The 26,723-nt window shown below is 64.8% G+C and carries 25 protein-coding genes and 1 tRNA gene; 12 read left to right on the top strand and 14 right to left on the bottom strand.

Annotated features, from left to right (window positions below):
• The gene (gene ptsP / locus J3485_RS16490; protein ID WP_206954645.1) at window positions 1–2,583 is read left to right on the top strand and encodes a phosphoenolpyruvate--protein phosphotransferase; all 2,583 of its coding nucleotides are present in this window, start codon (window positions 1–3) and stop codon (window positions 2,581–2,583) included.
• An 87-nt stretch (window positions 2,584–2,670) separates the two neighbouring features.
• A complete protein-coding gene (gene nagE, locus J3485_RS16485; protein WP_206954643.1) occupies window positions 2,671–4,434 on the top strand; it encodes an N-acetylglucosamine-specific PTS transporter subunit IIBC in 1,764 nt (587 codons plus the stop codon).
• Between the two features lie 236 nt (window positions 4,435–4,670).
• Here nagE and rpoH read toward each other — a convergent pair whose 3' ends face one another.
• Window positions 4,671–5,603: an RNA polymerase sigma factor RpoH gene (gene rpoH, locus J3485_RS16480; protein WP_206954641.1), complete on the bottom strand. Its 933-nt coding sequence runs from the start codon at window positions 5,601–5,603 to the stop codon at window positions 4,671–4,673.
• Window positions 5,604–5,957: 354 nt separating this feature from the next.
• Between rpoH and J3485_RS16475 the strand changes: the two genes are divergently transcribed.
• On the top strand, window positions 5,958–6,554 hold the full coding sequence (locus J3485_RS16475) for an acyloxyacyl hydrolase (RefSeq protein ID WP_206954639.1): 597 nt from the start codon (window positions 5,958–5,960) through the stop codon (window positions 6,552–6,554).
• Between the two features lie 38 nt (window positions 6,555–6,592).
• Window positions 6,593–6,976 (top strand): nuclear transport factor 2 family protein, encoded by a 384-nt coding sequence (locus J3485_RS16470; RefSeq protein WP_206954637.1) that lies wholly within the window; start codon window positions 6,593–6,595, stop codon window positions 6,974–6,976.
• A gap of 67 nt (window positions 6,977–7,043) precedes the next feature.
• Here the strand turns inward: J3485_RS16470 and leuA are convergent, their stop codons facing one another.
• Window positions 7,044–8,717, bottom strand: a complete 1,674-nt coding sequence (gene leuA / locus J3485_RS16465; protein WP_206954634.1) for a 2-isopropylmalate synthase — start codon at window positions 8,715–8,717, stop codon at window positions 7,044–7,046.
• 339 nt (window positions 8,718–9,056) lie between these two features.
• Window positions 9,057–10,031 (bottom strand): DNA-binding protein YbiB, encoded by a 975-nt coding sequence (ybiB, locus tag J3485_RS16460; protein ID WP_206954632.1) that lies wholly within the window; start codon window positions 10,029–10,031, stop codon window positions 9,057–9,059.
• Between the two features lie 221 nt (window positions 10,032–10,252).
• Between ybiB and J3485_RS16455 the strand changes: the two genes are divergently transcribed.
• Both J3485_RS16455 and maiA read left to right on the top strand, forming a co-directional pair.
• Window positions 10,253–10,969: a fumarylacetoacetate hydrolase family protein gene (locus tag J3485_RS16455; protein WP_206954630.1), complete on the top strand. Its 717-nt coding sequence runs from the start codon at window positions 10,253–10,255 to the stop codon at window positions 10,967–10,969.
• 33 nt (window positions 10,970–11,002) lie between these two features.
• A complete protein-coding gene (gene maiA / locus J3485_RS16450) occupies window positions 11,003–11,647 on the top strand; it encodes a maleylacetoacetate isomerase (RefSeq protein ID WP_206954628.1) in 645 nt (214 codons plus the stop codon).
• A 79-nt stretch (window positions 11,648–11,726) separates the two neighbouring features.
• Here the strand turns inward: maiA and ftsY are convergent, their stop codons facing one another.
• Entirely contained in the window at window positions 11,727–12,986 is a 1,260-nt protein-coding gene (gene ftsY / locus J3485_RS16445) for a signal recognition particle-docking protein FtsY (RefSeq protein ID WP_206954626.1), read from the bottom strand.
• A 242-nt stretch (window positions 12,987–13,228) separates the two neighbouring features.
• Between ftsY and rsmD the strand changes: the two genes are divergently transcribed.
• The 4 genes from rsmD (at window position 13,229) to J3485_RS16425 (ending at window position 15,750) form a co-directional block, all read left to right on the top strand.
• Window positions 13,229–13,849: a 16S rRNA (guanine(966)-N(2))-methyltransferase RsmD gene (gene rsmD / locus J3485_RS16440; RefSeq protein ID WP_206954624.1), complete on the top strand. Its 621-nt coding sequence runs from the start codon at window positions 13,229–13,231 to the stop codon at window positions 13,847–13,849.
• Window positions 13,850–13,959: 110 nt separating this feature from the next.
• A complete protein-coding gene (coaD, locus tag J3485_RS16435; RefSeq protein ID WP_206954615.1) occupies window positions 13,960–14,466 on the top strand; it encodes a pantetheine-phosphate adenylyltransferase in 507 nt (168 codons plus the stop codon).
• Window positions 14,467–14,481: 15 nt separating this feature from the next.
• Complete coding sequence (locus J3485_RS16430) at window positions 14,482–15,378, top strand: glycosyltransferase family 2 protein (protein WP_206954613.1); 897 nt, start codon at window positions 14,482–14,484, stop codon at window positions 15,376–15,378.
• Window positions 15,379–15,480: 102 nt separating this feature from the next.
• Window positions 15,481–15,750 (top strand): YfhL family 4Fe-4S dicluster ferredoxin, encoded by a 270-nt coding sequence (locus J3485_RS16425; protein ID WP_206954611.1) that lies wholly within the window; start codon window positions 15,481–15,483, stop codon window positions 15,748–15,750.
• A gap of 47 nt (window positions 15,751–15,797) precedes the next feature.
• Here J3485_RS16425 and pth read toward each other — a convergent pair whose 3' ends face one another.
• The 7 genes from pth to J3485_RS16390 form a co-directional block, all read right to left on the bottom strand.
• Complete coding sequence (gene pth, locus J3485_RS16420; RefSeq protein WP_206954604.1) at window positions 15,798–16,400, bottom strand: aminoacyl-tRNA hydrolase; 603 nt, start codon at window positions 16,398–16,400, stop codon at window positions 15,798–15,800.
• A 134-nt stretch (window positions 16,401–16,534) separates the two neighbouring features.
• Window positions 16,535–17,146: a 50S ribosomal protein L25/general stress protein Ctc gene (locus J3485_RS16415; protein ID WP_206954602.1), complete on the bottom strand. Its 612-nt coding sequence runs from the start codon at window positions 17,144–17,146 to the stop codon at window positions 16,535–16,537.
• Window positions 17,147–17,327: 181 nt separating this feature from the next.
• Entirely contained in the window at window positions 17,328–18,284 is a 957-nt protein-coding gene (locus J3485_RS16410) for a ribose-phosphate pyrophosphokinase (RefSeq protein WP_206955842.1), read from the bottom strand.
• Between the two features lie 39 nt (window positions 18,285–18,323).
• Window positions 18,324–18,400, bottom strand: a tRNA-Gln gene (locus J3485_RS16405).
• Window positions 18,401–18,464: 64 nt separating this feature from the next.
• A complete protein-coding gene (gene ispE / locus J3485_RS16400; RefSeq protein WP_206954600.1) occupies window positions 18,465–19,346 on the bottom strand; it encodes a 4-(cytidine 5'-diphospho)-2-C-methyl-D-erythritol kinase in 882 nt (293 codons plus the stop codon).
• Window positions 19,347–19,397: 51 nt separating this feature from the next.
• On the bottom strand, window positions 19,398–20,027 hold the full coding sequence (gene lolB, locus J3485_RS16395; protein WP_206954599.1) for a lipoprotein insertase outer membrane protein LolB: 630 nt from the start codon (window positions 20,025–20,027) through the stop codon (window positions 19,398–19,400).
• On the bottom strand, window positions 20,027–21,865 hold the full coding sequence (locus J3485_RS16390) for a tetratricopeptide repeat protein (protein ID WP_206954598.1): 1,839 nt from the start codon (window positions 21,863–21,865) through the stop codon (window positions 20,027–20,029). The genes lolB and J3485_RS16390 overlap by 1 nt, the downstream gene beginning before the upstream one ends.
• 109 nt (window positions 21,866–21,974) lie before the next feature.
• Here J3485_RS16390 and mutM point away from each other — a divergent pair, with 109 nt between their 5' ends.
• A complete protein-coding gene (gene mutM, locus J3485_RS16385; protein WP_206954597.1) occupies window positions 21,975–22,802 on the top strand; it encodes a bifunctional DNA-formamidopyrimidine glycosylase/DNA-(apurinic or apyrimidinic site) lyase in 828 nt (275 codons plus the stop codon).
• 13 nt (window positions 22,803–22,815) lie between these two features.
• Window positions 22,816–23,928 (top strand): A/G-specific adenine glycosylase, encoded by a 1,113-nt coding sequence (gene mutY, locus J3485_RS16380; protein WP_206954596.1) that lies wholly within the window; start codon window positions 22,816–22,818, stop codon window positions 23,926–23,928.
• 27 nt (window positions 23,929–23,955) lie between these two features.
• Here the strand turns inward: mutY and J3485_RS16375 are convergent, their stop codons facing one another.
• The 3 genes from J3485_RS16375 to hprK form a co-directional block, all read right to left on the bottom strand.
• Window positions 23,956–24,591 carry an LON peptidase substrate-binding domain-containing protein gene (locus tag J3485_RS16375; protein WP_206954595.1) on the bottom strand — a complete coding sequence of 212 codons (636 nt, stop codon included), beginning with the start codon at window positions 24,589–24,591 and terminating at the stop codon, window positions 23,956–23,958.
• A gap of 37 nt (window positions 24,592–24,628) precedes the next feature.
• A complete protein-coding gene (rapZ, locus tag J3485_RS16370) occupies window positions 24,629–25,528 on the bottom strand; it encodes an RNase adapter RapZ (protein WP_206954584.1) in 900 nt (299 codons plus the stop codon).
• Between the two features lie 129 nt (window positions 25,529–25,657).
• Complete coding sequence (hprK, locus tag J3485_RS16365; RefSeq protein ID WP_206954582.1) at window positions 25,658–26,626, bottom strand: HPr(Ser) kinase/phosphatase; 969 nt, start codon at window positions 26,624–26,626, stop codon at window positions 25,658–25,660.
• Window positions 26,627–26,723 lie beyond the last annotated feature (97 nt).

Genomic DNA, 26,723 nt, shown 5'->3' with positions numbered 1-26,723 from the left:
ATGGAACGTGCTGAGGAGTCCCGATTAATGAATCAATCTCCGGACAAAGTGATTCTGCTCGCGCCGCTGACAGGGCCCGTGGTGCCGCTCGCCGACGTACCCGATCCCGTCTTCGCGGGCGGCATGTTCGGCGACGGCATCGCCGTCGATCCGCTCGACGGGTGCCTCGTCGCCCCCTGCGATGGGGTCGTCACGCATCTCGCGCGCACCGGCCATGCCGTCACGCTGCAAACGCCCGAGGGGGCGGAGATCCTGCTGCACATCGGCATCGACACCGTCGAGTTGGGCGGGGAGGGGTTCGTGGCGAAGGTCGCGTCGGGCGATCACGTGCGGGCCGGCGATCTGCTCATCGAGTTCGACCAAGACGCAGTCGGCGTGAAGGCGCCAAGCCTCGTCTCCGTGATCGCGATCGCCAATTCGGATGCGTTCGACATCGTCGAGCGCGCATCGGGGCGGGTGACGGCCGGCGTGAGTCCGCTGCTCGCGCTGCGTGCGAAAGGCGGCGCGGCGGCAGTCGAGAGTGCGCCCGCGAGCGAGGTCAAGGTCCAAGCGAGCCGCACGATCAAGCTCGCGCAGGCGGGCGGGCTGCATGCGCGTCCCGCGGCGCGCGCGAGGGAGGCCGTGCGCGGGTTGCAGGCGCGCGTCGACGTGCATCACGGCGAGCGGCACGCGAACGTCGAGAGCGTCGTGGGCTTGCTGGGGCTCGGTGCGGGCGAGGGCGCGACGGTCGAGGTGGTGGGAACGGGCCGCGATGCGGCACAAGCCGTCGATGCCGTGGCGCGCGAACTGCTGCGCGAGGTGCACGGCGAACTCGAGGAAACGCCGGCGCGTGTCAAGTCGCCCGCGCCGGGGCAGGTTGTGCGCCCTGTGGGCGTGCCGCTCGATCCGAACACGCTCGCGGGCGTGTGTGCGGCGCCAGGCATTGCCGTCGGCAAGCTCGTGCGTTGGGACGATGCCGAGTTCGCTCCGCCCGAGCGCGCGAGCGGCACGTCGGCGGCCGAGAGCCGCCTGCTCGATCGCGCGCTCGCCACCGTGGATGCGGAATTGAACACGACCGTGCGCGACGCGTCGCAACGCGGCGCCGTGGGCGAAGCGGGCATCTTCGCCGTGCATCGCGTTCTGCTCGAAGACCCGACGCTCGTCGACGCGGCGCGCGACCTCATCAGTCTCGGCAAGAGCGCGGGATTCGCCTGGCGCGAAGCGATCCGCGCGCAAATCGCCGTGCTGACCCATATCGAAGACATGCTGCTCGCCGAGCGCGCGGCCGATCTGCGCGACATCGAAAAGCGCGTACTGCGCGCACTTGGCTACGTGAATCCGGCCGCGCGCGCATTGCCCGACGAAGCCGTGCTCGCCGCAACCGAATTCACGCCGTCGGATTTGTCGTCGCTCGATCGCGAACGCGTGAGTGCGATCGTGATGGCAGCGGGCGGCGCGACCTCGCACGCGGCGATCATCGCGCGCCAGCTTGGAATTCCCGCGCTCGTGGCCGTTGGCGACGCATTGCATGCGATTCCCGACGGCACGCAGGTGGTTGTCGACGCCAGCGCCGGCCGCCTCGAATATGCACCGACGCAGCTCGACGTGGAACGCGCGCGCTTCGAGCGCCAGCGTCTGGCCGGCGTGCGCGAAGCGAACCGTCGCACGTCGCAGCAAGCGGCGGCGACGCGCGACGGCCGTGCGATCGAAGTCGCCGCGAACATCGCGACGGTCGACGACGCACGCACCGCGATCGAGAACGGCGCCGACTGCGTGGGTCTTCTGCGCACGGAGCTGCTGTTCATTCACCGCGAATCGGCGCCGAATGCCGACGAGCATCGACAAAGCTATCAGGCGATCGTGGACGAGCTCCGGGGCCGCACGGCGATCATCCGCACGCTCGACGTCGGGGCCGACAAGGAGGTGCCGTATCTGACGCTGCCGCCGGAGACGAATCCCGCGCTCGGCCTGCGCGGTATCCGGCTCGCGCAGGTGCGCCCCGATCTGCTCGACGATCAGTTGCGCGGCCTCATCGCGGTGCAGCCGCACGGCTGCGTTCGTATTCTGCTGCCGATGGTGACCGATGCGGGTGAACTCGTGCGTGTGCGCCAGCGCATCGACGATCTCGCGCGCGGCTTGGGCCGTACGGACCCGATCGAAGTGGGCGTGATGATCGAGGTGCCGTCGGCGGCATTGCTTGCCGATCAGCTCGCACGCCATGCCGATTTTCTGTCGATCGGCACGAACGATTTGACGCAATACACGCTCGCGATGGATCGATGCCAAGCCGACCTGGCCGCGCAAGCCGACGGCCTGCATCCCGCGGTGCTGCGTTTGATCGACCAGACGACGCACGGTGCCGCCAAGCACGGCAAGTGGGTGGGCGTATGCGGCGCGCTCGCGGGCGACCCCGTGGCCGTGCCGGTGCTCGTGGGCCTTGGCATCACCGAGCTGTCGGTGGACCCCGTCGCCGTGCCCGGCATCAAGGCGCGCGTGCGCAACCTCGATTATCAACTGTGCCGGCAGCGCGCGAGCGATTTGCTCGCGCTCGATTCGGCACAGGCGGTAAGAGCAGCAAGCCGCGAGATTTGGCCGTTGGATTAGCAGTCCTAACTAATCGAACGACCGAAATCGCACTTAGACGATAGACGACAAAGTATCAACGACGAGACAGACCAACTGGAGGATTCAATGGATGCGAACCCATTCCTAAAGATACAGCGCCTAGGACGGGCGCTGATGCTGCCGATTGCGGTATTGCCCGTCGCGGGCATCTTGCTGAGGCTCGGCCAGGCCGACGTCCTCAACATCAAGATGATCGCCGACGCGGGCGGCACGATCTTCGACAACTTGCCGCTGCTCTTCGCCATCGGCGTTGCGGTGGGTTTCGCAAAGGAAAACAACGGCGTGGCGGCGCTTGCCGGGGCGATCGGCTATCTGATCGAGATCGCCGTGATGAAGGACATCAACGACAAGCTCAACATGGGGGTGCTCTCGGGCATCATCGCGGGCGTCGTCGCGGGGCTGCTCTACAACCGGTACAAGGACATCAAGCTGCCCGAGTACCTCGCCTTCTTCGGCGGCAAGCGGTTCGTGCCGATCATAACGGGGCTAGTGTGCGTGGTGCTCGGGATCGTGTTCGGGTACGTCTGGCAGCCCGTGCAACTGGCCATCGACGCAACCGGCCACTGGCTGACGACGGCCGGCGCGCTTGGTGTGTTCGTCTACGGCACGCTGAACCGGCTCTTGCTCGTCACGGGTTTGCACCACATCATCAACTCGCTGGCCTGGTTCGTGTTCGGCACGTTCACGCCTCCGGGCGGCGGCGCCGCCGTGACGGGCGATCTGCACCGTTTCTTCGCGGGCGACCCCACCGCGGGCGGCTTCATGACGGGCTTCTTCCCGATCATGATGTTCGGTCTGCCGGCTGCGTGTCTCGCGATGTTCCATGAAGCACCGAAGGAGCGCCGCGCGTTGGTTGGCGGGCTGCTGCTCTCGATGGCCCTCACGTCGTTCCTCACGGGCGTGACCGAGCCGGTCGAGTACACGTTCATGTTCCTCGCGCCCGTGCTCTACGTGATTCACGCGCTGCTGACGGGGCTCTCGCTTGCGATTTGCCAAGCGCTAGGCATCCATCTGGGCTTCACGTTCTCGGCCGGCGCGATCGACTACGTACTCAACTACGGTCTGTCGACGAAGGGGTGGCTCGCGATTCCGGTCGGTATCGCGTATGCCGTCGTCTACTACGGCTTGTTCCGCTTCTTCATTCGCAAGTTCAACATGGCCACGCCGGGCCGCGAACCCGCGACGGCCGATGCGCAGGTCGAATCGTATGCCGCGGGCGGCTACGTGGCACCGGCCGCCGGCGCCGCGCTCTCGCGTGCGGATCGCTACATCGCCGCGCTCGGCGGCGCGCAGAACCTGACGCTCATCGATGCCTGCACGACGCGCCTGCGTTTGTCCGTCGCCGATGCCGAGAAGATTTCGGAGCCTGCGCTGAAGGCGGCCGGTGCTCGCGGGGTGCTCAAGCGCGATCCGCACAACGTGCAGGTGGTGATCGGGCCCGAAGCCGACTTGATCGCCGATGAAATGCGCGCCGTGGTGGCCGGCGGTGCGGCCGCGGGCGCTGCGCGAGTTGCACCGGCTGCTGCGGCCGCCGCAGCGAAGGTGTCCGACGGGCAAGCCGGACCCCTCGATCCGGACCCGATGCGCTGGCTCGCCGTCTTCGGCGGCGCGACGAACGTCGCTGCGCTCGATCCTGTGGCGGCGACGCGGCTGCGTGTCGTCGTGCGCGATCCGTCGGCCGTCGACCGTCAGCGGCTCGCCGCGCTCGATGTGGCTTGGGTATCGGCCGATACGTTCCACATCGTCTGCGGGCCGGCCGCGGCGCGCTACGCGCAGCAGCTTGCGACGCGTCTGCCCGCATCGGGCGGACCCTCACCTCAGCCGGTTTGAGGCGCAGAGAAGCCTAACGTCGCGTTCGAGCGGCGCAGGCACGAACGGGAAACGGCGCTTGTGCGCCGTTTTTCGTTGGCGGGACGCCATGCGAGACTCGAAGCGAGAGGCGAAGACGGGAAAGCGGAAAGGACGGAAGAACACGGCGAACAAAAAAAACCGCCGCATGAACTGCGACGGGATCGTGTGCGGGCAGGGCAGCGTGCCGACGCCGGACGGGCCGCCCCTGAATCGACTCAGGCGTATTCGGCCAGCGCCGAGCGCATCTTTTTCATCGCACTCGCTTCGATCTGACGAATCCGCTCGGCCGATACGCCGAATTCGTCGGCGAGCTCATGCAGCGTGGAGCCACCCGAGCCGTCGTCCTCGACGTTGAGCCAGCGTGCTTCGATGATGCGGCGGCTGCGCGCATCGAGCGAATCGAGGGCTTGCGCGATGCCGTCCGTTTGCATCCTGTCTTTCTGGCGCGCAGAGAGCACGGCCGTCGGTTCGTTGTGCGAATCGGCCAGATAGGCGATCGGCGCGAACGATTCCTCGCCGTCTTCGACCTGCCCTTCGAGCGCGATGTCGCCGCCCGACAGACGCGTTTCCATCTCCGAGACTTCCTCGCGTTTGACGTTGAGTTCTTTCGCGAGGCCGTCGATTTCGTCGGGCGTAAACGCATGCAGCCCCTGCTTGTGGCTGCGCAGATTGAAGAACAGCTTGCGCTGCGCTTTCGTGGTGGCAACCTTCACCGTGCGCCAGTTACGCAGGATGTATTCGTGGATCTCCGCCTTGATCCAATGGATGGCGTACGACACCAGGCGCACGTTTTGCTCGGGATCGAAGCGCTTTACGGCCTTCATCAGACCGATGTTGCCTTCTTGGATCAGATCGGCGTGCGGCAGGCCGTAACCGAGGTAGTTGCGCGCGATCGATACGACGAGGCGCAGGTGCGACAACACGAGCCCGCGTGCAGCCTCGAGGCTGCCGCGCTGGCGGTATTCGGTGGCGAGCTCGCGTTCTTCCTCGGCGCTCAGCATCGGAATCCGGTTGACCGCCTGGATGTAAGCGTCGATGTTGCCGAGCTGCCCGGGCAGTAGCGATGGCGCGAGCGTCAGAGCACCTGCCGAAGCGGCCTTAGCGGCCGCCGGGCGCAAAGTATTCGGAAGGGTCATAGCGTTGCTCACCTAGGAAACTCCTGTAATACAAATGACTGCACAGTCACGAAAACGACTCCACGGGGATATTAGCACTCCCTTTTGCCGAGTGCTAAGCATTCGAGTCCACCGTCCAAACGAAGTTCCCTTCATCTATCGAAATTGGGTTTCGATAGATTATCTTACGCCTTTCGTTGTCCGGGCGCCTGCCGCGCTCGGTCATGACCCCCTCTCTTCCTATGCAGCCAGGGCGTTGATGCGGATTGAAACGACGTTTTGCGGGAAGCAGCACCGATGCGGCCGATTGATACGAAGTAAGATCATTCGACCCCGGAAGTACAACCGGGAGCGATCGGTACGTGACTCGTTCGTTGGAGTATCGAGATGAATAAGAAAAACGATTTGATCCCGCTCAAAACAGCAGCACTGCGATGCGTCGCGGCGGCGGCGTTGCTCGGCGGCGCGGCGACCGCTCACGCGCAAGCGTCGGCGGCGCCGTCGTCCGACCACACTTTTGGCGTCCAGGTTGCGCTCGGCGTGGCGGAGCACAAGGTCAAGAAAGCCGATCTCGGCTTTGTTTGGGATCCCGGTCTGAACGGGGGGGAGATCGGCGGCTGGCATTTCTCGCTGACGGGCGAGGCGCATCTTAGCTACTGGCACACGGACGAAGGGACGTTTCACAACGACGTCTATGCATTCGGCGTTACCCCGATGGTGCGCTTCATCAAGGATGCGGGCGCGATCCGTCCGTACCTCGAGGCGGGCGCCGGCTTTCGCCTGCTCTCGCATCCGACGATCACCGATAACTACACGCTGTCGACGGCGTTTCAGTTCACGGAAGTGATCGGCGTCGGCGCACAGTTTGGCGCGCGTCAGCAGTACCAGGCGGGGTTTCGCTTTCAGCACATCTCGAATGGCGGTATCAAAGAGCCGAATCCTGGTATAAATTTCAGCCAGCTATACGTGCAATACAACTTCTGACGCTGGCGCATCCGCGCCGGGCGCATGGGAGCGGAGCGATGGCGGCAAAGGTGATCGAGGCGATTCGGGCGCTCGAGCGCGATCGGTTTCGCGCGATGGTGGACGGCGACGTCCCGCTGCTCAACCAATTGCTCTCGGAGAGCGTGAGCTTCGTCCATACCAACGGTAAGCGCGAGACCAAGCAGCAGTTCATCGATGCCATTTCCGCCGGCCATCGACGCTATCGGCAGATCGAGGTGCAATCTCAAGACGTGGTGCCCGTTGGCAGCGGCACTTGCGTCGTCACGGGCCGCGCGCTGCTCGAGATGGAAGCGAACAATGGCGCGTTGCTGTTCCCGATTGCCTATACGGCCATCCAGGCGCAAGAGGGCGGCCACTGGCGCCTCGTCGCTTGGCACGCGACGCGCTGCGCGCTCGAGTAGAGTCGCGCAGCGCGTCGTGGGCGTCGCCCGCTCATGGCGGGCGAGCGCTCGGTTGCGCCAAGTTCGTTCAAGCCGCGGCGGCTTCGTCTTCGCGCTCTCTATCCCATTCGAATCGATTGACGGCGGACACGAGCGCATCGGCCGCCGCTGTCGCCGGGTTCAGATCCACGCCGACGCCATAGCGCATACCCTGGGCGCCTCGCCCGTCGTGGCCGTCCACGCGACACGCGACGAAAGCTGCCGTGCGCCCGTCGCTCGTGTGGACCGTTTCGTAATCGCAGACTTGCACGCGCTCGCGCGCGGCTGTCGAAATCGTCTCGGTGACGGCCCGCACCCACGCTTCTCCGCCGTCGCAGATTGAAGCCGCGTCGATACGCGCGACCTCTCGCCGGCGCCATCGGACAGCGGCATCGACGCGTTCGGCCGGCCCGCTCACGTCGAGATATTCGCGCGAGAACAGTGCGCAAACCGCGTCGCTCGTGACTTCGGCGCCTGAATCGTCGGCAATGCGCTGCACGACATGGCTGAACTCGATCTGCACGCGCCGCGGCGGTGCAAAGCCGAGCCCGCGCTCGAGCAGGTAGGTGGCGCCGCCTTTGCCCGATTGGCTGTTGACGCGGATGACCGCTTCGTATCCGCGGCCGACGTCGGCCGGATCGATCGGCAGATACGGCACCTCCCAGATGCCGTCGCCCTGCTGCGCGAGCCCCTTGCGGATCGCGTCCTGATGGGAGCCCGAGAAGGCCGTGAACACAAGCTCGCCTGCATACGGATGGCGGGGATGGACAGCGATCGCGTTGCAGCGCTCGACGACGCGGCGCACCGCATCGATGTCGGAAAAGTCGAGCTGCGGGTCGATCCCTTGCGTGTAGAGATTCAACGCGAGCGTGACGAGATCGACGTTGCCGGTGCGCTCGCCGTTGCCGAACAGACAGCCTTCGATGCGGTCGGCGCCGGCCAAGAGCGCGAGCTCGGCCGCGGCGACGGCGGTGCCGCGGTCGTTGTGCGGATGCACCGACAGGACGATGCCGTCGCGGTAGGCGAGATTGCGGTCCATCCACTCGATCTGGTCGGCGAAGACGTTCGGCGTCGCGGCTTCGACCGTCGCGGGCAGATTGACGATGATCTTGCGCTCGGGCGTCGGGTGCCAGACCGCGCTGACGGCGTCGCAGACTTCGCGCGCGAAGGCGAGCTCGGTCATGCTGAATGTTTCGGGCGAATACTCGTAGGTCCAGTGCGTGCCGGGCCGCCGCTCGGTCTCCGCCTTGATCAGGCGAGCGCTCTCGACGGCCAGTGCTTTGACGTCGTTCTTCGATGCGTTGAAGACGATGCGGCGGAACGACGGCGCGATCGCGTTGTACTGATGGACAATCGCGCGTGGCGCGCCTTCGAGCGCCTCGAAGGTGCGAGCGATGAGGTCGGCACGCGATTGCACGAGCACTTCGATCGTCACGTCCGCGGGGATGCGCTGCTCGTCGATGAGCTTGCGCACGAAGTCGAAATCGGTCTGCGAGCCCGACGGAAAACCGACCTCGATCTCCTTGAAGCCGATCGCGACGAGCATCTCGAAGAACTCGAGCTTTTGCGCGATGCTCATTGGCTCGATCAGCGCCTGATTGCCGTCGCGCAGATCGGTGCTCATCCAAGTGGGGGCGCGCTCGATCGTGCGGTTGGGCCATTTGCGTCCGGCCAATTGCACGGGCGGAAAGGGGCGGTATTTGACGGCAGGGTTGCGAAGCATGACGGACCTCGTTCGTCGGGTCGTCTGCGAAAACGCGGCTGATCGAGCGGCTAGCCGATCGTGCCGAGACGCGATGCAGCCACGTCGGCGGTTTCGCGATTCACCCGAGCGGTACTCGGCCGAATGCTGACGACTACGGGTTGTAGAAGGAACTGCGGTTTGGGGTGAAACGGAAACTGCTCGGGTTACTGCGGGAGGACCGCGCGGACGGTGCGCGGCGCTACGCCTGGCTTACGCTAGTCGTAGCGATAGAGGCCGCGCTAGGCGGCCGAAGCTAATTCGGAGGGGGTTCTGGATCGAACGCATGAAGCGCACTCTATGACAGCGTGCGGCTCGCTGTCAACTGCGAGCATGCGGTGCGCCCTGATCGGCGCGCACGATCCGCACGATTTCTTCGACTTGTCGCCCGAGCGTGGGCGGCACGCTCGCCTTGCCGCGCAGAACCGATTCGATCCAGTGCGCCGTCGTCTTCGCGTCGCGCGCGGCGGGCAGTTCGGGCCCCGCTTCGTCGGAGGCGGCGCGCTCGGGCGTCACGAGCGTCTCGGCGATGCCGTCGTGAAGCCAGTCGATCTGCACCTGCCGGCGCGTGTCGGCCACGGCCTCGCCCTCGGTGCCGCGCGCGAGCAGCGCGCCGCCGGCGGCGGCCTCGGGGTGGCCGAGAAAGAGTTCAGCCAGGCTGTCGCGGTACGACGGGTGCGTGTAATTGACGAGCCGCAGGCCGGCCGGCGCGAACGGCTGCAGGATCTTGATGAGCGTATGCGTGGAGTTGCGCACACCCATCACGCGCCGCAGAGCGAGCAAGCGCGCGAGCTTGGGCGCGAGCGCTTCCACGGGCGCGAACGCGACGCGGCGCTCGGCGAGCGCCGTTTCGATGTGCGCGTGCGACGCGGATGCCTCGATTCCCAAGCACGCGAAAATCTCCGCGCTCGTGACGCGGCCGGGGTCCTCGGTCACGCCATGCACGAGCGTGGGCACACCCTCGCGTGCGAGCAGCAGGGCGAGCAGCGGCACGAGGTTCGGTTGCTTGCGCGCCCCGTTGTAGCTCGGGATCGACACGGCACCGCTCACGCGGATCGGCGCGACCGCCGCTTGCGCGGCCGCGAGCATGGCGGCGAGTTCGTCGGCCGTCTCTCCCTTCAGGCGATAGGCGAGCAAGACGGCGCCGAGTTCCACGTCGGAGACGCGTCCATCGAGCATCGCGCCGTAGAGCGCAAAGGTGTCCTGCGGCGACAGCGCGCGGGCGCCGTGCGGGCCACGCCCGATTTCCTTGATGAAGCGGGCGCAGGGGAAGGGGCCGGCGGCGGGTTCGGTCATAGCAGGTGAGGGCAAACGTCGATTGCCCTTTCTCAAAGGTGGCGAAAAGAGAACGAGTACCGCATTCGTTGCGATCTGGCAAGACGGCACGCATGCGATTCCGCCCGGCCGGCGTCGGCGCTATGGTCAGGCGGGGTGGGCGCGGTCGCGTTAAACTCGGTGCTTTCGCCCATGCCGTGCGGATCGGTCTGCGGCGCTCTTGCGAACAGAAGGAGAACGCGATGGAATTTGTCTTTGCCCCTGCGCCGGCTGTCGCCGTGCCGATCGCCGAAAGCGCCGATACCGCGAGCGCGCGCGAGCGCTTTCCGGTGCGCCGCGTCTATTGCGTCGGCCGCAATTACGCCGCGCACGCGCGCGAGATGGGCCACGATCCCGACCGCGAGCCGCCGTTCTTCTTCTCGAAACCGGCCGATGCCGTGCTGTACGTGGCGCCGGGCACGACAGGAGAATTTCCCTACCCGTCGCGCACGAACGACGTTCACCACGAAATGGAACTCGTCGCTGCGATCGGCCGCGCAGGGCGCGACATCGCTGTCGAGCATGCGCTCGAACACGTCTATGGTTACGCGCTCGGTCTCGATATGACGCGGCGCGACCTGCAGGCCGAAGCCAAGAAAATGGGTCGTCCGTGGGACGTTGCCAAGGGCTTCGACCACTCGGCCCCGCTCGGGCCCATTCACCCGGTATCGCGTGTCGGTCACATCGAACGCGGCGCGATTTGGCTCGAGGTCAACGGCGCCGAGCGGCAGCGTTCGGACGTCTCGCAGCTCATTTGGTCGACGGCCGAAACGATCGCTTATTTGTCGACGTTGTTTACCCTCGAGCCGGGCGACCTCGTGTTCACGGGCACGCCCGAGGGTGTCGGAGCGGTTGCCCGCGGCGAGCTCATGACGGGCGGCGTCGACGGCTTGGGCGAACTGAGCGTGCGCGTGATCTAACGGGGCGCACCAGGAGACGACGGGAGACGATCGATGAAGCTTTACAGCTATTTCCGCAGTTCGGCCGCTTATCGCGTGCGCATCGCCCTCAATCTGAAGGGCTTGCCATACGAATACGCGGCCGTGCATTTGCTGCGCGACGGCGGCGAGCAACTCATGCCCGAGTATCGGCGTGTGTGCCCCGACGGCATCGTGCCGACGCTCATCGACGGCGATCAGGTGTTGCAGCAGTCGCTCGCGATCATCGAGTACCTCGAAGAGATGTATCCCCATCCGCCGCTCTTGCCGGCCACGCCTGGCGATCGCGCCTATGTCCGTGGGATCGCGCTGCAAATCGCCTGCGAAATCCATCCGATCAACAATCTGCGCGTGCTCAAGTATCTGAAGCACGAACTGGGCGTGACCAACGAAGCAAAAGACGCCTGGTACAAGCATTGGATCGACAACGGCTTCGGCGTGCTCGAATCGAGGCTTGCTGCCGATTCGCGCACAGGCAAATTCGTGTTTGGCGATACGCCGACGATGGCCGACCTGGCGCTCGTGCCGCAAGTGTTCAACGCGCTGCGGTTCGACATCGACATGCAGGCGTATCCGACGATCCAACGGATCTACGACGAAGCGGCCCGCCACGATGCATTCGTGCGCGCGGCGCCGGGACAGCAGCCCGACGCCGAGTAGCCGCGGTAGCCGTGGCACCGGAAGCAAAGCGCGCGTGCCGCTATGTGCGGTGCGCGCGCTTTGCTTCGAGCGGTGCGGCTTAGCCTAGCAGTGCGTCGGCGAATTCTTCCGCGTTGAACGGCTGCAAATCCTCGACCTTTTCGCCGACGCCGATGAAGTACACGGGCACGGGGCGCTGGCGCGCAATCGCCGCCAAGATGCCGCCCTTGGCCGTGCCGTCGAGCTTGGTGACGATGAGGCCCGTCAACGAGAGCGCATCGTCGAACGCCTTCACTTGCGCGAGCGCATTTTGGCCCGTGTTCGCATCGATGACGAGCAGCACCTCGTGCGGCGCGCTCTCCTGCGCCTTGCCGATCACGCGCTTGACCTTGCGCAATTCCTCCATCAAGTGCAACTGTGTCGGCAGGCGGCCGGCGGTGTCGGCCATGACGACGTCGACGTTGCGCGCGCGCGCGGCGCTGACGGCGTCGAAGATGACCGCGGCCGGATCGCCGCTTTCCTGCGAGACGACCGTCACGTTGTTACGCTCGCCCCAGATCGCGAGCTGCTCGCGCGCCGCGGCGCGAAACGTGTCGCCGGCTGCCAGCAGGACCGACTGATCGAATCGCTGTAGATGTTTGGCGAGCTTGCCGATGCTCGTCGTCTTGCCCGCGCCGTTCACGCCGGCAATCATCATCACGAGCGGCTGCGCTCGGCCGAGCATCAGCGATTTCTGGAGCGGTGCAAGCAGATCGACCAGTAGCTCGCGCAGAGCGGTTTTCACCTGCTGCGGATCGGTGAGCCGTTGCGTGCGTACTTTCTCATGCAGCGCATTGAGCAGAAAGTCCGTCGCCTCGACGCCCGCGTCGGACATCAGCAGCGCCGTTTCGAGTTCCTCGTAGAGATCGTCGTCGATCTTCGTGCGCACGAAGATGCCCGTGAGGCCGGCGCTCGTTTTCGACAGGCCTGAGCGCAGTCGCGCGAGCCATGATTGTTTTTGCGCAGGCTCGGGCTGAGGCGGCGGGACGATTTCCTCGATTTCGCGCTCGTCGCCGCCTGCGGGCGGCGTGGCGACGACCGATTCGGCCGCGCGCGGTGGCGAGGCTGCCGGGGTTGGGTCTGCCTGAGCCGAAGCAGCGGGAGCGGCCGGTTGCGAGACGGCCGGAGCGATCGGAGTGCTCGACGCGACGGGGGCGGTCGACGCACTGGGTGCGCTAGGCGTTGCCACCGGCGCTTGCGCGGGCTCGGCGGGCGCAGGGGCCGTTTCGCGAGTTGCCGTCTCCGGCGACTCTACCGCTTGCGTGTCCTGCGCGGTGTCGGGCGTTTTGCCGCCCTTGAATCGTTTGAAGAAGCTGAACATGGTGTGCCGTGATGGATACCGCCGCAAACTGCCTACGGCGGCAATGGATGGCGCATGGCCGCGCATGCGCCGCGGCGGACCGGCTGTGCGGCAATGCGCTCGAAGGGCGCTATTTTACCAGGCGCGCCGCAAGAGGGCGCTGCGCGCGCCTCGCAGGCGCGGCGGTGGCTGTGGTAACGTTGGCCGTCGCGCCCGAGCGGGTTTTCGCCGGGTTTTATCGCTTTCCATTCGCTATCGCACGCATGTCCCGTTCCTCGTCCGTCACCCGCGCGCCCGGCGCGACGCCAGCCCGCGGCAAGCCGCATACCGTTCGCATCATCGGTGGAGACTGGAAGCGCACGCCGCTGCAAGTGCTCGACCTCGAGGGGTTGCGGCCGACGCCCGACCGCGTCCGCGAAACGCTGTTCAATTGGCTTGGCCAGCGGCTCGACGGCTGGCGCTGCCTCGACGTGTTCGCGGGTACCGGCGCGCTTGGATTCGAGGCTGCTTCCCGCGGCGCGGCGCGCGTGCTGATGGTTGAGCGCAACGCGAAAGCGGCGCACCAATTGCGCGAGACTCGCGCCCGTCTGTCGGCGCAGGCCGTGGAAGTCGTCGAGGCCGACGGCTTGCGGCTCGCGGGCGGTCTGCCGCCGGGCTCGTTCGACGTCGTCTTTCTCGACCCACCGTTCGGCGAGGTTTTAGTCCTGGCGCGCGCGCTCGAATCGGCCGCGCCGCTCGTCGCGCAGGGCGGCTATTTGTATGTCGAATCGGGCTCCCCGCTGGCGTTGGGCGACGTCGACGTGCTGGCCGGCTGGCAGATCGTGCGACAGGGCAAGGCGGGCGCCGTACACTACCATTTGCTGCGGCGCGAAAATGATGAATAATGCGCCTTTCCAACAGCAATAGACGTCGGCCACGTCAAGCCGCGTCATGGCCGGCGGCGGCTTAGAGAGCGCATGCCCGCGTCCAACAGGATGATGACAGGAGATGCTCGATGGTAGTCGCCGTGTACCCGGGTACGTTCGATCCGCTCACGCGCGGTCATGAAGATCTCGTTCGGCGCGCGTCGAGCATTTTCGATACGCTCGTCGTCGGTGTGGCCGACAGCCGTAACAAGAAGCCGTTCTTCACGCTACAGGAGCGGCTCGACATCGCGCAGGAAGTACTCGGGCACTATCCGAACGTGCAGGTCATCAGTTTCAAAGGCCTGCTCAAGGATTTCGTGCGGGCGAACAATGCGCGCGTGATCGTGCGTGGCTTGCGAGCCGTGTCGGACTTCGAGTACGAATTTCAGATGGCTGGCATGAATCGCTATTTGTTGCCCGACGTCGAGACGATGTTCATGACGCCTTCGGATCAATACCAGTTCATCTCGGGTACGATCGTGCGCGAGATCGCGCAACTGGGCGGCGACGTCAGCAAGTTCGTGTTCCCTTCGGTCGAGAAGTGGCTGAAGGACAAAGTGGCCGAGATGACGCAAGCGTCGCAGCCGCGACCCTGAGCGTTCGTTTTACTTATGTCGCCTAAATTTTCGGTAGTCGTTCCAACCCATCGTCGGCCGACGTTGCTCAAACGAGCACTGGAAAGCTTGCTTGCTCAGCGCTGCGACTCGTTCGAAGCGATCGTCGTGAACGACGGGGACGACAGCGAAACGAATGCATACGTGGATCAGTTGTGTGATGCTCGAATCAGAGTGTTCCGGCACCCTGAGGCGCTAGGTGCGTCGGCTTCGAGAAATCGCGGCATCTCCGAGGCGCGGGGAGCGCTGATTGCGTTTTTGGATGACGACGACGAACTGAAGCCGGATTTTTTGCAGAGGCATTTGCAGGCGTTCGAATCGGACAACTCCTTGAGCTGGACGTGGAGTGGGATCGAGAAAATCGAGTGCGGAGCAGACAGCGCCAAAGGAGCATGCAGCCGCACGATTTGGGCAACCGCAGCGAGTGACAGGGCATATCTTTACCAGCTCGCCGTCTCTTTTGGCGTTGTCGTTCGCGCGGAGTTGTTACGCAGTCTTGGCGGATTCGACACAAAGATGACGGTGTCCGAGGACATCGATCTGTTCCTTCGCCTCGAAGCGAGCGGGGCAAAGTGTAAGCCGATACCGCACGTGCTTGTCAGTATTTATGCTCATGCCGGCACGAGCCTGAGCAGGAGTTCGATTCACACGAAATTCATTGAAAGCATCGGCCTTCTTCTCAAAAAGAACGCAAGGTTGCTTGATCGATACCCACACGTGCGTAGGCACCATAGCCTTAGCTTGCTGGGGCACTTATACCGAGCGAACCACCTTTCGCGGGCTAGGAAATTATCGTGGGAGCTCTTCTCGCGTCACCCTTTTTCGTGGGCCGTGACGGGAAAGATTCTTCGGTTCGAATTCAAGAATTTGGGCCGCTCAGTTAGCCAGCGCTGAAGTTCGGGCCGCGGCGGCGCGGCGCTCCTCTCTAGGCTATAAGCAGTGTCGATGGCCCAAGCGCTATAATGCTTTGATTTTCTGAGCTGGGTTGGTGGCAGTATGGCTTTGATGATTACCGACGAGTGCATCAATTGCGACGTCTGCGAGCCCGAGTGTCCGAACGACGCGATTTCGATGGGATCTGAGATCTACGTGATCGATCCCGCGAAGTGCACGGAGTGCGTCGGCCATTTCGACGAACCGCAGTGTCGGCAGGTCTGTCCCGTCGAATGCATTCCCAATGACCCGCAGTGCGTCGAGACACCCGATGGGCTGCTCGCGAAATATCACGCGCTTCAAGCGGCGAAGGCGTCGTCCTCAAAGGATTGACGACGGGATCGAAGAGGGCGCCCGAGCGGTGCTGTCTCCTCGGCGCTTCAGCCGCCGCTATGCAACTGCATCATCGCGCGCTCCGGCGCACCCTTCACGACGTGCGGCATGACGGCGAGCGAGCGCTCTATCGCCGCGTCGATCACATCCTGTTCTTCCCTGCGCGGCGGCTTCAGCACGAAGTTCGCGACGTCGGGCCTCGCGCCCGCGCGAGCGCTTTCCGGAATCAGATCGCGCGGATGGCCGATGCCGATTCGCAATCGCCAGTACTGCTGCGAGGATAGGTGCGCCGAGATGTCCTTGAGCCCGTTGTGGCCGCCGCTGCCGCCGCCGAGCTTGAGTTTGACGGCGCCGGGCGGCAAGTCGAGCTCGTCGTGGGCAACGAGCATCTCATCAGGCAAAATTTTGAAGAAGTGAGCGACGGCGACAACGGACTGCCCGGAGCGGTTCATGTACGTCTGTGGCTCCAGCAAATGAACTTCTTCGCCGTAAAGACGCGCCTTTGCATAGAAGCCGTGAAAGCGCCGTTCGTCGCGCAGCGCGGCGCCCGCTTCACGCGCGAGCTGATCGACGAGCCAAAAGCCGGCGTTGTGCCGTGTGGCCGTGTATTCCGCGCCCGGATTGCCGAGCCCGACGATGAGCTTGATCATGCTTTGATGCCGGCGAACCGGCCCAAGAACGAGAGATTGATGTATGCGAAAAAAAACCCGCCGAGCAAGCCGCGGCGGGTCACGTCGTCCGTTTCAATGAAACGGATCGAGAGGGTAGATGCGAGCAGCGTGCCTTATGCGGCAGGCGCTTCGCCTTCCGCGGCAGCTTCAGCCGATGCGGCGCCGGCCGGCACAGACGCCGAGGCAACCACCGGGTTTTCGCTTTCCGTATGCGCCACGAGCGACACACCCTTCGGCAGCGTGATGTCCTTCGCGTGCAGCGATTGACCGGTTTCGATCTTCGCGAGGTCGAGCTCGACGAATTCAGGCAGATCGGCCGGCAGGCACTCGATGTCGATTTCCGTGATGACGTGCGAGATGATCGCGCCGCCGAGCTTCACGGCCGGATTCGTTTCCTGGTTCATGAAGTGCACGGGCACCTTCGTGTGCAGCTTCTTGTTCGGGTCGACGCGTTGGAAGTCGACGTGCAGCACGAGCTGACGGAACGGGTGATATTGCACGTCACGCAGCAGCACGCGTTGCGCTTGGCCGGCCACTTCGAGGTCGAGGATCGACGAGTGGAAGGCTTCCTTCTTCAGCGCATGCCACAGCGCGTTGTGATCGAGTTCGATCAGTTGGGGTTCCGCGGCTGCGCCATACACGATCCCCGGCGTCTTGCCGGAGTTGCGCAGGCGGCGGCTCGCACCCGTACCTTGCAGGTTACGCTCGAAAGCGACGACTTTCATGTTCAATCTCCAATAGCTGCCCGCGACCAGGCAGTGAAACGGAGCCCTTCGTAAGGCCGCGACAGAATGACGCGGCAGATTGGGCTCCGGATGAAAACGGCGCGTTTCGATGACCGAAACGCGCCTTTTGCCGAAGCCGCCCTATGAGGGGGTGCCTTCGGCGAATACGGGATGCTTTGCTTCAGCTTTCGGCGAACAGCGACATCACCGAATCGCCACGGCGGATACGCGAGAACGTCTCGGCGAGCAGGCCCGCGCACGAGAGCGAACGGATCTTCGCGCACACGCGCGTTTCTTCGCTCAGCGGAATCGTATCGGTGACGACGAGTTCGTCGAGCGACGAGTTCGTGATGCGCTCAGCCGCACCGCCCGAAAGCACCGGGTGCGTCGCATAGGCGACGACTTGCTTCGCGCCGCGCTCCTTGAGTACTTGCGCGGCCTTGCACAGCGTGCCCGCGGTATCGACCATGTCGTCCATGATCACGCAGGTGCGTCCTTCGACTTCACCGATGATGTTCATCACCTCGGCGATGTTCGCCTTGGGGCGACGCTTGTCGATGATCGCGAGATCGCAGTTCAATTGCTTCGCGAGCGCGCGGGCGCGCACGACACCGCCGACGTCCGGCGACACGACGAGCAGGTTCTCGTAGTTCTGCTTGCGCAGATCGCCGAGCAGCACGGGCGTCGCGTAGATGTTGTCGACCGGGATGTCGAAGAAGCCTTGAATCTGGTCGGCGTGCAGATCCATCGTGATCATCCGCTCGACGCCGGCGATTTCCAGCATGTTGGCGATGACCTTCGCCGAGATCGCGACGCGCGCCGAACGCGGGCGACGATCTTGGCGGGCGTAGCCGAAGTAGGGGATGGCGGCGGTGATCCGACCGGCCGACGCGCGCTTGAGCGCATCGACCATGATCATCAACTCCATCAGGTTGTCGTTCGTCGGCGCGCACGTCGATTGAAGGACGAAGACGTCCTTGCCGCGCACGTTTTCCTGGATCTCGACCTGGATCTCACCGTCGGAGAAACGGCTGACCATTGCTTTGCCGAGGGGAATGCCGAGGATTTTGACGACTTCCTGCGCAAGCGCCGGATTCGCGTTGCCAGTAAAAACCATCAGGCCGTCATGGCTGCTCATCATGCACCTGCTGCTGGAGGCGGGAACTGCGGGAACGTATGGCAGGGGAGGAAGGACTCGAACCCTCGCATGCCGGAATCAAAATCCGGTGCCTTGACCAACTTGGCGACTCCCCTACACTGACTCTGAGCTTCGTCGGGCCTGCGAGACAGCCCCGACGAAGCCCCAACGACGCGAAACCTATGACGCGAAAGCGAAGAGCGGATGCGTATCCAGACTCGAAGCCACGGCGCTGACCCAACCTGTGGGTAGCATGCCCTGCGCCGCTTTCGCTTCGGCGATGCTCCGAAACGCAGCAAACACACTCGAACCCGATCCGGTCATCCTTGCCGGTGCGATGGGTTTAAACCACTCAAGCACCTGCGCGACTTCCGCGTATTTTCCCACGACAACAGGCTGCATGTCATTCCGGCCGTAGCTTTCAGGCCATCTTGCGCCGCAGCTTTGCTGTGCAAGAAAGTCCGTAATTGTGACGGCTTCAGAGTCCCTTGTCAACGACTTGTCGGAAAAAATCGCTGCCGTCGGAACATGCACGTTCGGCGTGACCACCAGGAAGTAGCGCGGCGGCAATTGTACCGCCGCGAGTGCCTCCCCGACACCCTCGGCGAACGCATTCTTGCCGAAGACGAAGAACGGTACGTCGGCGCCCAGTCGGAGTGCCAGCGTTTCGAGCACACCGCGGGACAGGCCGAGTTTCCACAGCCGATTGAGCGCCAGCAGCGTGGTGGCGGCATCCGAGCTGCCGCCGCCGAGCCCGGCCCCCATCGGCAAGCGCTTGTCGATCTCGATGTCGACGCCGAGCCTCGTGCCCGTATGCGCTTTGAGCAGCATCGCCGCGCGCACGACGAGATCGCTCGCTTCCGGCACGCCGGGCACGTCGGTCTTGCGGTGCACGAGTCCATCCTCACGCAGCGTGAAGTGCAGGACGTCGCCCCAATCGATCAACTGGAATACCGTTTGCAGCGCGTGATAGCCGTCGGGCCGGCGGCCCGTGATGTGCAGGAACAGGTTGAGCTTGGCGGGAGCCGCGCAGTCGCGCAGCGAGTCGGGCATTTCGATCATGTGGGATGCGATGCGAGGCGGTGTGAGACGAGACGCGGTCGAGCGGCGCGCTCAGCGGTCGAGTACGAGCTTGATGTCGAGCGGCGGGTCCTGGCGCGTCAGATCGAGGCGCTTGACGCCCGTCGCGGGCGCGTCGGCATACGCGAGATATTCGATCGTCCAGCCTTCCTGGTCGATCTCCTTCAGGCGCGAGGTTTGCGCCGGATCGACGATCGTCTTCGCGCGCGAAGTGGGCGCGGGCGACGATTCGAGCCAATACCGCAACCCCTCGATCGGCAACGCGAAGCCGAGCGTGTGCTGCATCAGCTCGCTCACGTTGTCGGCCGTCACGGGCTGCCGGTTCGGCATTTCGAGCGAGGCCGACGCCGGCGAGGACGTGACGATCGCGAGCGTTTGCCCGAACGGATTCAATAGCTGCAGCGTGACGGTCTCGCCTTGCTGCTGCCAGTCGAAATTGCCATAGGCATTGCGCTGCTGCCCGTACTGGTCGACGTAGCGGATCGCGAAGCGGCCGTGGTACGCGTGGGTCGTCTGCGTCGACAGTTCGGGTGTGGCGTTGGAAGTCGAGGGGCCGTGCGTCGGGGGCGACGCGCAACCCGCGAGCGCGACGGCGAGAGCGGCCATGACGCTCAGCGCGGCGCGGCGTGCGGGCCGAATAGCGAAAGAGGACGAAACCTGCATCAGAGATCGTTGATGTTGACTTGAAAGCGTTCGAGCGTTTTGACGAGCGTCTGGTTGTCGGGCTCGAGCTGGTGCGCACGGCGCCAGGCTTCGAGCGCCTGCTTCTGATCGCCGCTCTTCCACAGCACTTCGCCCAGATGTGCCCCGATTTCGGCGTTCGGCTGGATGTCGTAGGCGTGCTTGAGCAGCTTCGCGGCGTCGGTCGTGTCGCCCTGGCGGTACTTGACCCAACCCAGGCTATCCATGATGAACGCATCGTTGGGCGCAAGCGCCGATGCCTTCTCGATCAGCTTGTCGGCTTCTCCCAGGCGCTGGTTGCGATCGGCGAGCGAGTAGCCGAGCGCGTTGTACGCCTGCGGATTGTCGGGCTGCTCGTCGATGACCTTGCGCAGCACGTTTTCCATGAGGTCGTACTCGCCGTTCTTCTCGGCCGCCATCGCATAGTCGTACTGAATGTCGGGATCGTTCGGGAAGGCGTCGTTGGCCTCTTGCAAGCGCGATTCGGCTTCGCGATAGCGCTTCGCGTCGAACAGGATGGCCGCGTCCGTGCGGGCGACGAGCGCCTGCTCATGCGGGTCGTCCGTTTGGATGCCGGCGAGGATCTTGCGGGCGTCGTCGACCTTGCCGTTCTTGGCGAGCAACTGCGCCCGCGTGACGCGCGCGGTGACGTATTGCTGGCTCGACGGGGCGACTTTGTCGAGCCATTTTGCTGCATCGTCCTCGTGCTTCTGTTCCAGCGCGAGTTGCGCCAGATAGAGATACGCCTGGCCGGGATCGGCGCCCGGCGTCTTTTCCGTCAAGTCGGCGTATTGCTTCAGATACTTCTGCGCGTCGTCGTATTGCTTTTGCTGAACCTTGATGAGGCCGAGCGCGAGCAACGGCATCGGATCTTGCGGGTCCATCGAGCGCAGCGATTCGAACTGCTTCTGCGCATCATCGAGCCGGTCGCTCGCGAGATATAGCTGGGCCAGCGCGAGGCGAGCGTCGCGCGCCTTCGGATTCTGCTTGACGTACGACTCGAACGACGCGATTCCTTCCTTGCGCTCGTCGGGGCCCATCTGGCCGAGCGAAAGCGCCGCCGGCAGAAAGTCGGGCTTGATCTTCAAGGCGTGCTCGAACGACGCACGCGCGCCGGGACGGTCGTCGGCGAGCAATTGCTGCCGGCCGATCGCGAGCTGCGCCTCGGGGCGGTCCATATCGCTCTTCAGCAAATCCTGCAGTACTTGCAGGCCGCCCACGCGGTTCGGGCCGCGCGAGAGCAGCGTCTGAAGCGCGAGCAGGGCGTTGCCGCGGTTATCGGCCGGCACTTTCGCGAGTTCGCTCGCGAGCATCGGCTCGGCCTCGCTGGGCTTGCCCGACAACACGAGCAGCGAAGCGTCGAGCTGCTCGGCCCGCTCGGAATTGGGTGCATACTCGCGCCATAGTTGCGCGGCGGCCAGCGCGTCGGACGGGCTTTGCGCCCCGAGCGCGATCTCGGCCGCCCGCTCCGCCATGCGTGGATCGTGCGTGTCGCGCGCAAGCGCGAGATAGGTTTGATACGCAGGCGCGGGCTGCTCGCGCTGCAACGCGATTTCCGCCGCCAGAACCTGAAATACGATTTGGCTCGTCAGCGGAACGTCGGGCAGATCTTTGTTTTCTTCCGGCACCGAGGGCCCGAACAGATCCGTTGCGCTAGCGGTGCTGTCGTCCGGCGGGGCCGGGTCCTGGGCGTGCGCGGGGATCGCGGCCAGCGTCCAGGCGCACAGCACCGCGCCGACGATGCGGCCCGCCGGCGCGGCGCGCCGTGCGGGGCGAGCGCCGACCGGGCGCGTGAAAAGCTGCTTGAGGGACAAAATCATGGAGATCCGTTCGAGGTTTCGGTCGATTGTAACGCGCTCGCTACAATACACGCAGAATTGGACCATGCAAGTTACACACCCATTACCGCGTTTTTAAACCTCTTTAGACATGCCCGAGCTGCCAGAAGTTGAAGTTACCCGGCGCGGCATCGAGCCGTACGTCACGGGCCGCCGCGTCGAGCGTGTCGACGTGCGCACGAGCGCGCTGCGCTGGCCGGTGCCGGCCGATCTGCCCCGCACGCTCGCGCAGCAAGCCGTGCGCAAGGTCGAGCGGCGCGGCAAATATCTGCTGTTCGAAACCGATGCAGGCTGGTTCATCGTCCATCTCGGCATGACCGGCACGCTGCGCGTGCTCCGGCACGACCGGGCGGGCGAGCCGGCCAAGCACGACCACATCGACTGGATTTTCGACGAATTCGTGCTTCGCTACCGCGATCCGCGCCGTTTCGGCGCCGTGCTTTGGCACGCGCGCGCCGACGGCGACGTCAATTCGCACCCGCTGCTTGCTAGTCTCGGTGTCGAGCCGTTTTCCGACGAGTTTAGCGGCGAGCTCATTTTCCGGGGCACGCGCGGACGGACGGTCTCGATCAAGCAAGTGCTGCTGGCCGGCGAGATCGTCGTGGGCGTCGGCAACATCTACGCGTCGGAGAGCCTGTTTCGCGCCGGTATTCGACCGACCACGCCCGCGGGCCGCGTCTCGCTCGCGCGCTGCGAGCGTCTGGCCGACGCCGTGCGCGTGACGCTGGCCGCCGCCATCGAACGCGGCGGCAGCACCCTGCGAGACTTCGTGGGCAGCGACGGCGCAAGCGGCTATTTCCAGCTCGATTGCTTCGTCTATGATCGTGCCGGCGCGCCGTGCCGCGTCTGCGCAACGCCGATTCGCCAGATCGTCCAAGGGCAACGCTCCACCTATTACTGCGCGCACTGCCAGCGCTGACTTTTCACCGTCCATGTCCGCTTCTCCGATCTTGACCGAGCAACCCGCCGCGCCGCTGCATGCGGCCTTCGCCACGCAACTGATCGCATGGCAGCGCCGCCACGGGCGCCACGATCTGCCGTGGCAGAACACGCGCGACCCCTACCGCATCTGGTTGTCGGAAATCATGCTGCAACAAACGCAGGTGTCGACCGTTATTCCTTACTACGCGAAATTTCTCGCTCGGTTCCCCGACGTCGCCGCGCTGGCCGGGGCGCCGATCGACGAGGTCATGGCGCTGTGGGCCGGCCTCGGCTATTACTCGCGCGCGCGCAACTTGCATCGGTGCGCGCAGGCCGTCGTGGAGCGACACGGCGGCGCGTTCCCGGCTTCGCCCGAGCAACTGGCCGAATTGCCCGGCATCGGCCGCTCGACGGCCGCGGCGATTGCTTCATTCGCCTTCGGCGCGCGGGCGACGATTCTGGATGGGAACGTCAAACGCGTGCTTGCGCGTGTATTCGGCATCGAGGGCTTCCCAGGCGAAAAGCGGGTCGAAAACGCGATGTGGGCGCTTGCCGAGCGTGTGATGCCAGGGGCGCAGGCGTCCGACGATGACGTGAGCGCCTACACACAAGGGTTGATGGATCTTGGGGCGACGCTGTGCGTCCGCGGCAAGCCCGACTGCGTGCGCTGCCCGTTCGCGGTCGATTGCGTCGCGCAAGCGACGGGACGGCAGCGTGAACTGCCGGCGGCACGGCCGAAAAAGACCGTGCCCACGCGCCGCACGTGGATGCTCGTGCTGCGCGATGGCGCTTGCGTGTTGCTCGAACGGCGCCCGCCGTCGGGTATTTGGGGTGGTTTGTGGAGCTTGCCCGAGGCGTCCGATGAAGCGTCGCTCGCGCAGCGCGCGCATGCATTCGGGGCCGCGCAGGGCTTGGAGCGTCTGGCACCGATGACGCATACGTTCACGCATTTCAAGCTCGACATCGAGCCGCGCTGCGCCGATCTCGACCGCGCGCAGCAAGCGGCTTGCGCGCATGTGCGTGACGACGAAACCGCTTGGGTGCCGCTCGCGCAGCTCGACGACTATGGCGTACCGGCACCCGTGCGCAAGTTGCTCGATGCGCTCAAAGGCTCGCTCGTCTGACGGCCTCGGGCGAGCCGCGTTAGAGCGTTAGAGCAACTGATGCTGCTGCATGTAGTGATGGACCGCATCGATGCGCTCGTTCGCATCGGTGAGTTCCATCAGTTTTTGGCGTGCGCGCAGCGGGATTTGCAGAATTTCCGAAAGGCGGTTGGAAACCCAGCTCGGATCGTCGAAGCGGAACGGCTCGGCGAACGGCAGGCTTTCGATGTCGCGTTCGCGGATGGCTTCGATGATCCGCTCGAGCACCTCGGCACAGGCGCCGAATTTCGCGAGTACGTCCACGCCTTCGAGCGGAACGTCGTCCGCCAAGGGCTCGGCCATACCGACGAGCAATCCGCTCGGCTCCTTGCGGTGCGAGAGCAGGCGAAAACGCCGAGTGCCGCGCGCGCGCACGAGCAGCATGCCGTAATCGTCGACGTCGCACTGCTCGATTCGCGCGAGCGTGCCGACCATCTCGGGTACGCACGGCACGTTTTCCTGTGCGACTTCGCCGCCGCTTTTCAGCAGGCAAACGCCGAACGGCGAATCGTCGCGCAGGCAGCCGCGCGCCATGTCGAGATAGCGCGCTTCGAAGATCTTCAGAGGCAACAGCCCATCCGGGAACAGCACGGTGTGCAGGGGAAAGAGCGGCAGGTCAGCGTAGACGGCGGGAGTGGGGGGCATGGCGCACGCTTCGAATTGCCGCGTAGGCCGCGGCGGGTTAAGCCACTAACCGTGACGATTCGTCGATGGCGACCGGCGCATCGCGATGCCGCACGATCACGGTCGCCTCGCGCGAAAGACGCGCGGCGAGTGTCTCGGCGATGAACACGGAGCGGTGCTGTCCACCCGTGCAGCCGATCGCGACGGTCAGGTAGCTGCGGTTGTCTTCGCGAAAACGCGGCAGCCACTTCATGACGAATGCTTGGATGTCGTCGATCATTTCGTGAACGATCGGCAACGCGTCGAGGTAATCGATAACGGGCTGGTCGCGTCCCGTCAGGGGGCGCAGACGATGGTCGTAGTACGGGTTGGGCAGGGCGCGCACGTCGAAGACGAAATCGGCGTCGAGCGGCAGGCCGCGCTTGAACCCGAACGATTCGAACATCAGCATCAGACCTTCGCGCTGCTCCTCGATGAAGCGCGTGACCCACGCACGCAGCACATTCGCGCGCAGGTTGCTCGTATCGATCTGATGCCCGAACTCCGCGAGCGGCGCGACGAGTTCGCGCTCGCGCTCGATCGCTTCCTCGAGCGAGGCAAGCAGGCCGACATCGGCGTCATGCGCGGGGGAGCCTGAAAGCGGATGGCGCCGGCGCGTTTCGGAAAAACGCTGAATCAGCGACTGCGTGCTCGCATTGAGAAACAGCACGCGCACGTCGTGTTCGCTCGCCAAATCGCGGATGATGCCGGGCATGTCGTCGAGCGAGGCGCTCGAGCGTGCGTCGATCGCGACCGCCAGCCGCTCGTGCCCTTCGTCGTCGCTCGCGAGATACTGAGTGAGCGCGGGCAGGAAGCGGGGCGGCAGATTGTCGACGCAGTAATAACCCGCGTCGGCGAGCGCGTTCAACGCGACGGACTTGCCGGAGCCGGAAATGCCGGTGATCAGAACGATGCGCATGGGGGAGAACCAGTTCGTTTCATCATAGCACTTGCATTCGGGCGCCGCGGGGCTGGTGAAAGGCCGATTGCGGAAAGATCGCGGGCGATTGCGGGCCGGGGCGGCAAACCTGCCCGACGACGGGACGCTTTACATGAGCTTGCCGGGCAATTGGCTATCGGGATCTTGCATCGCGATCCGTTGCCGATCCATGAAATCGCGCAGCGTGTCGATTCCGCGCAACTGGAGGATGGTGTTGCGCACGGCGGCTTCGACGAGCACGGCAAGGTTGCGGCCCGCGGCCACTTGGATCGTTACTTTGCTGATCGGCAGCCCAAGCACGTCCACGGTCTGGCTTTCGAGCGGTAGGCGCTGGAACTCGCCGTCGGGCCGGCGCACGAGTTGCACGATGAGCTTGAGCTTCATTTTGCGGCGTACCGCCGTTTCACCGAAGATCGTCTTGATGTCGAGCAAGCCCAATCCGCGCACTTCGAGCAGATTCTGGAGTAACGGGGGGCAGCGGCCCTCCACGAAATCGGGGCCGAGCCGCACGAAATCGACGGCATCGTCGGCCACGAGCCCGTGCCCGCGGCTAATGAGTTCGAGACCGAGCTCGCTCTTGCCGAGGCCCGAATCGCCGGTCAGCAGCACGCCCATGCCGAGAATGTCGAGAAAAACGCCGTGCAGCGTCGCGCGCGGCGCGAGAATGCGCGACATGTAAAGGCGCAAGCTATCGATGACGGCGGCCGGGGACATCGAGGTCGTAAACAGCGGCGTCGACGAGCGCGTACAGCGCAACACGAGTTCGGGCGGCGCGGCCACGCCGCCCGCGACGACGAGAAACGGCGGCTCGAGCGCGATGAGCTCGGCCATGTGCCGCGACCGGTCTTCGTCCGATTGCCGCTGGTAGTAATTGACTTCGGCCTCGCCCAGCACCTGGATCCGGTTAGGGTGGATCAAGTTCAAGTGGCCGACGAGGTCGGCGCTCGACGTCGCGTTCGCGACGGTTTCGGCGGAAAAGCCGCGCTCCCAGCCTTCGTGCCCCGTCAGCCAGCTCAGTTTGAGCATGGAGGCGTTGTCGTCGAAAATGCTTTGGGCGTTGATGCTGGACGTATCCATGAATCCCTTGCTCCTATTTGACCGCGACGCGCGGCGACGACGTGCGCCAGCCTGCCCGCCAAGGCCCATGAACGGCGCGCGCCACACGCCGCGCCGC

The organism is Trinickia acidisoli, from assembly GCF_017315725.1.
In the GTDB taxonomy this organism is placed as follows: domain Bacteria; phylum Pseudomonadota; class Gammaproteobacteria; order Burkholderiales; family Burkholderiaceae; genus Trinickia; species Trinickia acidisoli.
Note: the sequence above shows the minus strand (reverse complement) of the source record. Positions and strands in the feature narration are given on the sequence as shown.

Excerpts from the sequence above, each read along its gene's own strand:
- rsmD (WP_206954624.1), top strand. The coding sequence starts at position 13,229 with ATGTCCCGTTCCTCGTCCGTCACCCGCGCGCCCGGCGCGACGCCAGCC.
- ftsY (WP_206954626.1), bottom strand. The coding sequence starts at position 12,986 with ATGTTCAGCTTCTTCAAACGATTCAAGGGCGGCAAAACGCCCGACACC.
- hprK (WP_206954582.1), bottom strand. The coding sequence starts at position 26,626 with ATGGATACGTCCAGCATCAACGCCCAAAGCATTTTCGACGACAACGCC.
- ptsP (WP_206954645.1), top strand. The coding sequence starts at position 1 with ATGGAACGTGCTGAGGAGTCCCGATTAATGAATCAATCTCCGGACAAA.
- coaD (WP_206954615.1), top strand. The coding sequence starts at position 13,960 with ATGGTAGTCGCCGTGTACCCGGGTACGTTCGATCCGCTCACGCGCGGT.
- rapZ (WP_206954584.1), bottom strand. The coding sequence starts at position 25,528 with ATGCGCATCGTTCTGATCACCGGCATTTCCGGCTCCGGCAAGTCCGTC.
- J3485_RS16375 (WP_206954595.1), bottom strand. The coding sequence starts at position 24,591 with ATGCCCCCCACTCCCGCCGTCTACGCTGACCTGCCGCTCTTTCCCCTG.
- mutM (WP_206954597.1), top strand. The coding sequence starts at position 21,975 with ATGCCCGAGCTGCCAGAAGTTGAAGTTACCCGGCGCGGCATCGAGCCG.
- ispE (WP_206954600.1), bottom strand. The coding sequence starts at position 19,346 with ATGATCGAAATGCCCGACTCGCTGCGCGACTGCGCGGCTCCCGCCAAG.
- leuA (WP_206954634.1), bottom strand. The coding sequence starts at position 8,717 with ATGCTTCGCAACCCTGCCGTCAAATACCGCCCCTTTCCGCCCGTGCAA.
- J3485_RS16475 (WP_206954639.1), top strand. The coding sequence starts at position 5,958 with ATGAATAAGAAAAACGATTTGATCCCGCTCAAAACAGCAGCACTGCGA.
- J3485_RS16470 (WP_206954637.1), top strand. The coding sequence starts at position 6,593 with ATGGCGGCAAAGGTGATCGAGGCGATTCGGGCGCTCGAGCGCGATCGG.
- J3485_RS16410 (WP_206955842.1), bottom strand. The coding sequence starts at position 18,284 with ATGAGCAGCCATGACGGCCTGATGGTTTTTACTGGCAACGCGAATCCG.
- nagE (WP_206954643.1), top strand. The coding sequence starts at position 2,671 with ATGGATGCGAACCCATTCCTAAAGATACAGCGCCTAGGACGGGCGCTG.
- J3485_RS16425 (WP_206954611.1), top strand. The coding sequence starts at position 15,481 with ATGGCTTTGATGATTACCGACGAGTGCATCAATTGCGACGTCTGCGAG.
- maiA (WP_206954628.1), top strand. The coding sequence starts at position 11,003 with ATGAAGCTTTACAGCTATTTCCGCAGTTCGGCCGCTTATCGCGTGCGC.
- pth (WP_206954604.1), bottom strand. The coding sequence starts at position 16,400 with ATGATCAAGCTCATCGTCGGGCTCGGCAATCCGGGCGCGGAATACACG.
- J3485_RS16390 (WP_206954598.1), bottom strand. The coding sequence starts at position 21,865 with ATGATTTTGTCCCTCAAGCAGCTTTTCACGCGCCCGGTCGGCGCTCGC.
- mutY (WP_206954596.1), top strand. The coding sequence starts at position 22,816 with ATGTCCGCTTCTCCGATCTTGACCGAGCAACCCGCCGCGCCGCTGCAT.
- J3485_RS16455 (WP_206954630.1), top strand. The coding sequence starts at position 10,253 with ATGGAATTTGTCTTTGCCCCTGCGCCGGCTGTCGCCGTGCCGATCGCC.
- lolB (WP_206954599.1), bottom strand. The coding sequence starts at position 20,027 with ATGCAGGTTTCGTCCTCTTTCGCTATTCGGCCCGCACGCCGCGCCGCG.
- J3485_RS16415 (WP_206954602.1), bottom strand. The coding sequence starts at position 17,146 with ATGAAAGTCGTCGCTTTCGAGCGTAACCTGCAAGGTACGGGTGCGAGC.
- J3485_RS16430 (WP_206954613.1), top strand. The coding sequence starts at position 14,482 with ATGTCGCCTAAATTTTCGGTAGTCGTTCCAACCCATCGTCGGCCGACG.
- ybiB (WP_206954632.1), bottom strand. The coding sequence starts at position 10,031 with ATGACCGAACCCGCCGCCGGCCCCTTCCCCTGCGCCCGCTTCATCAAG.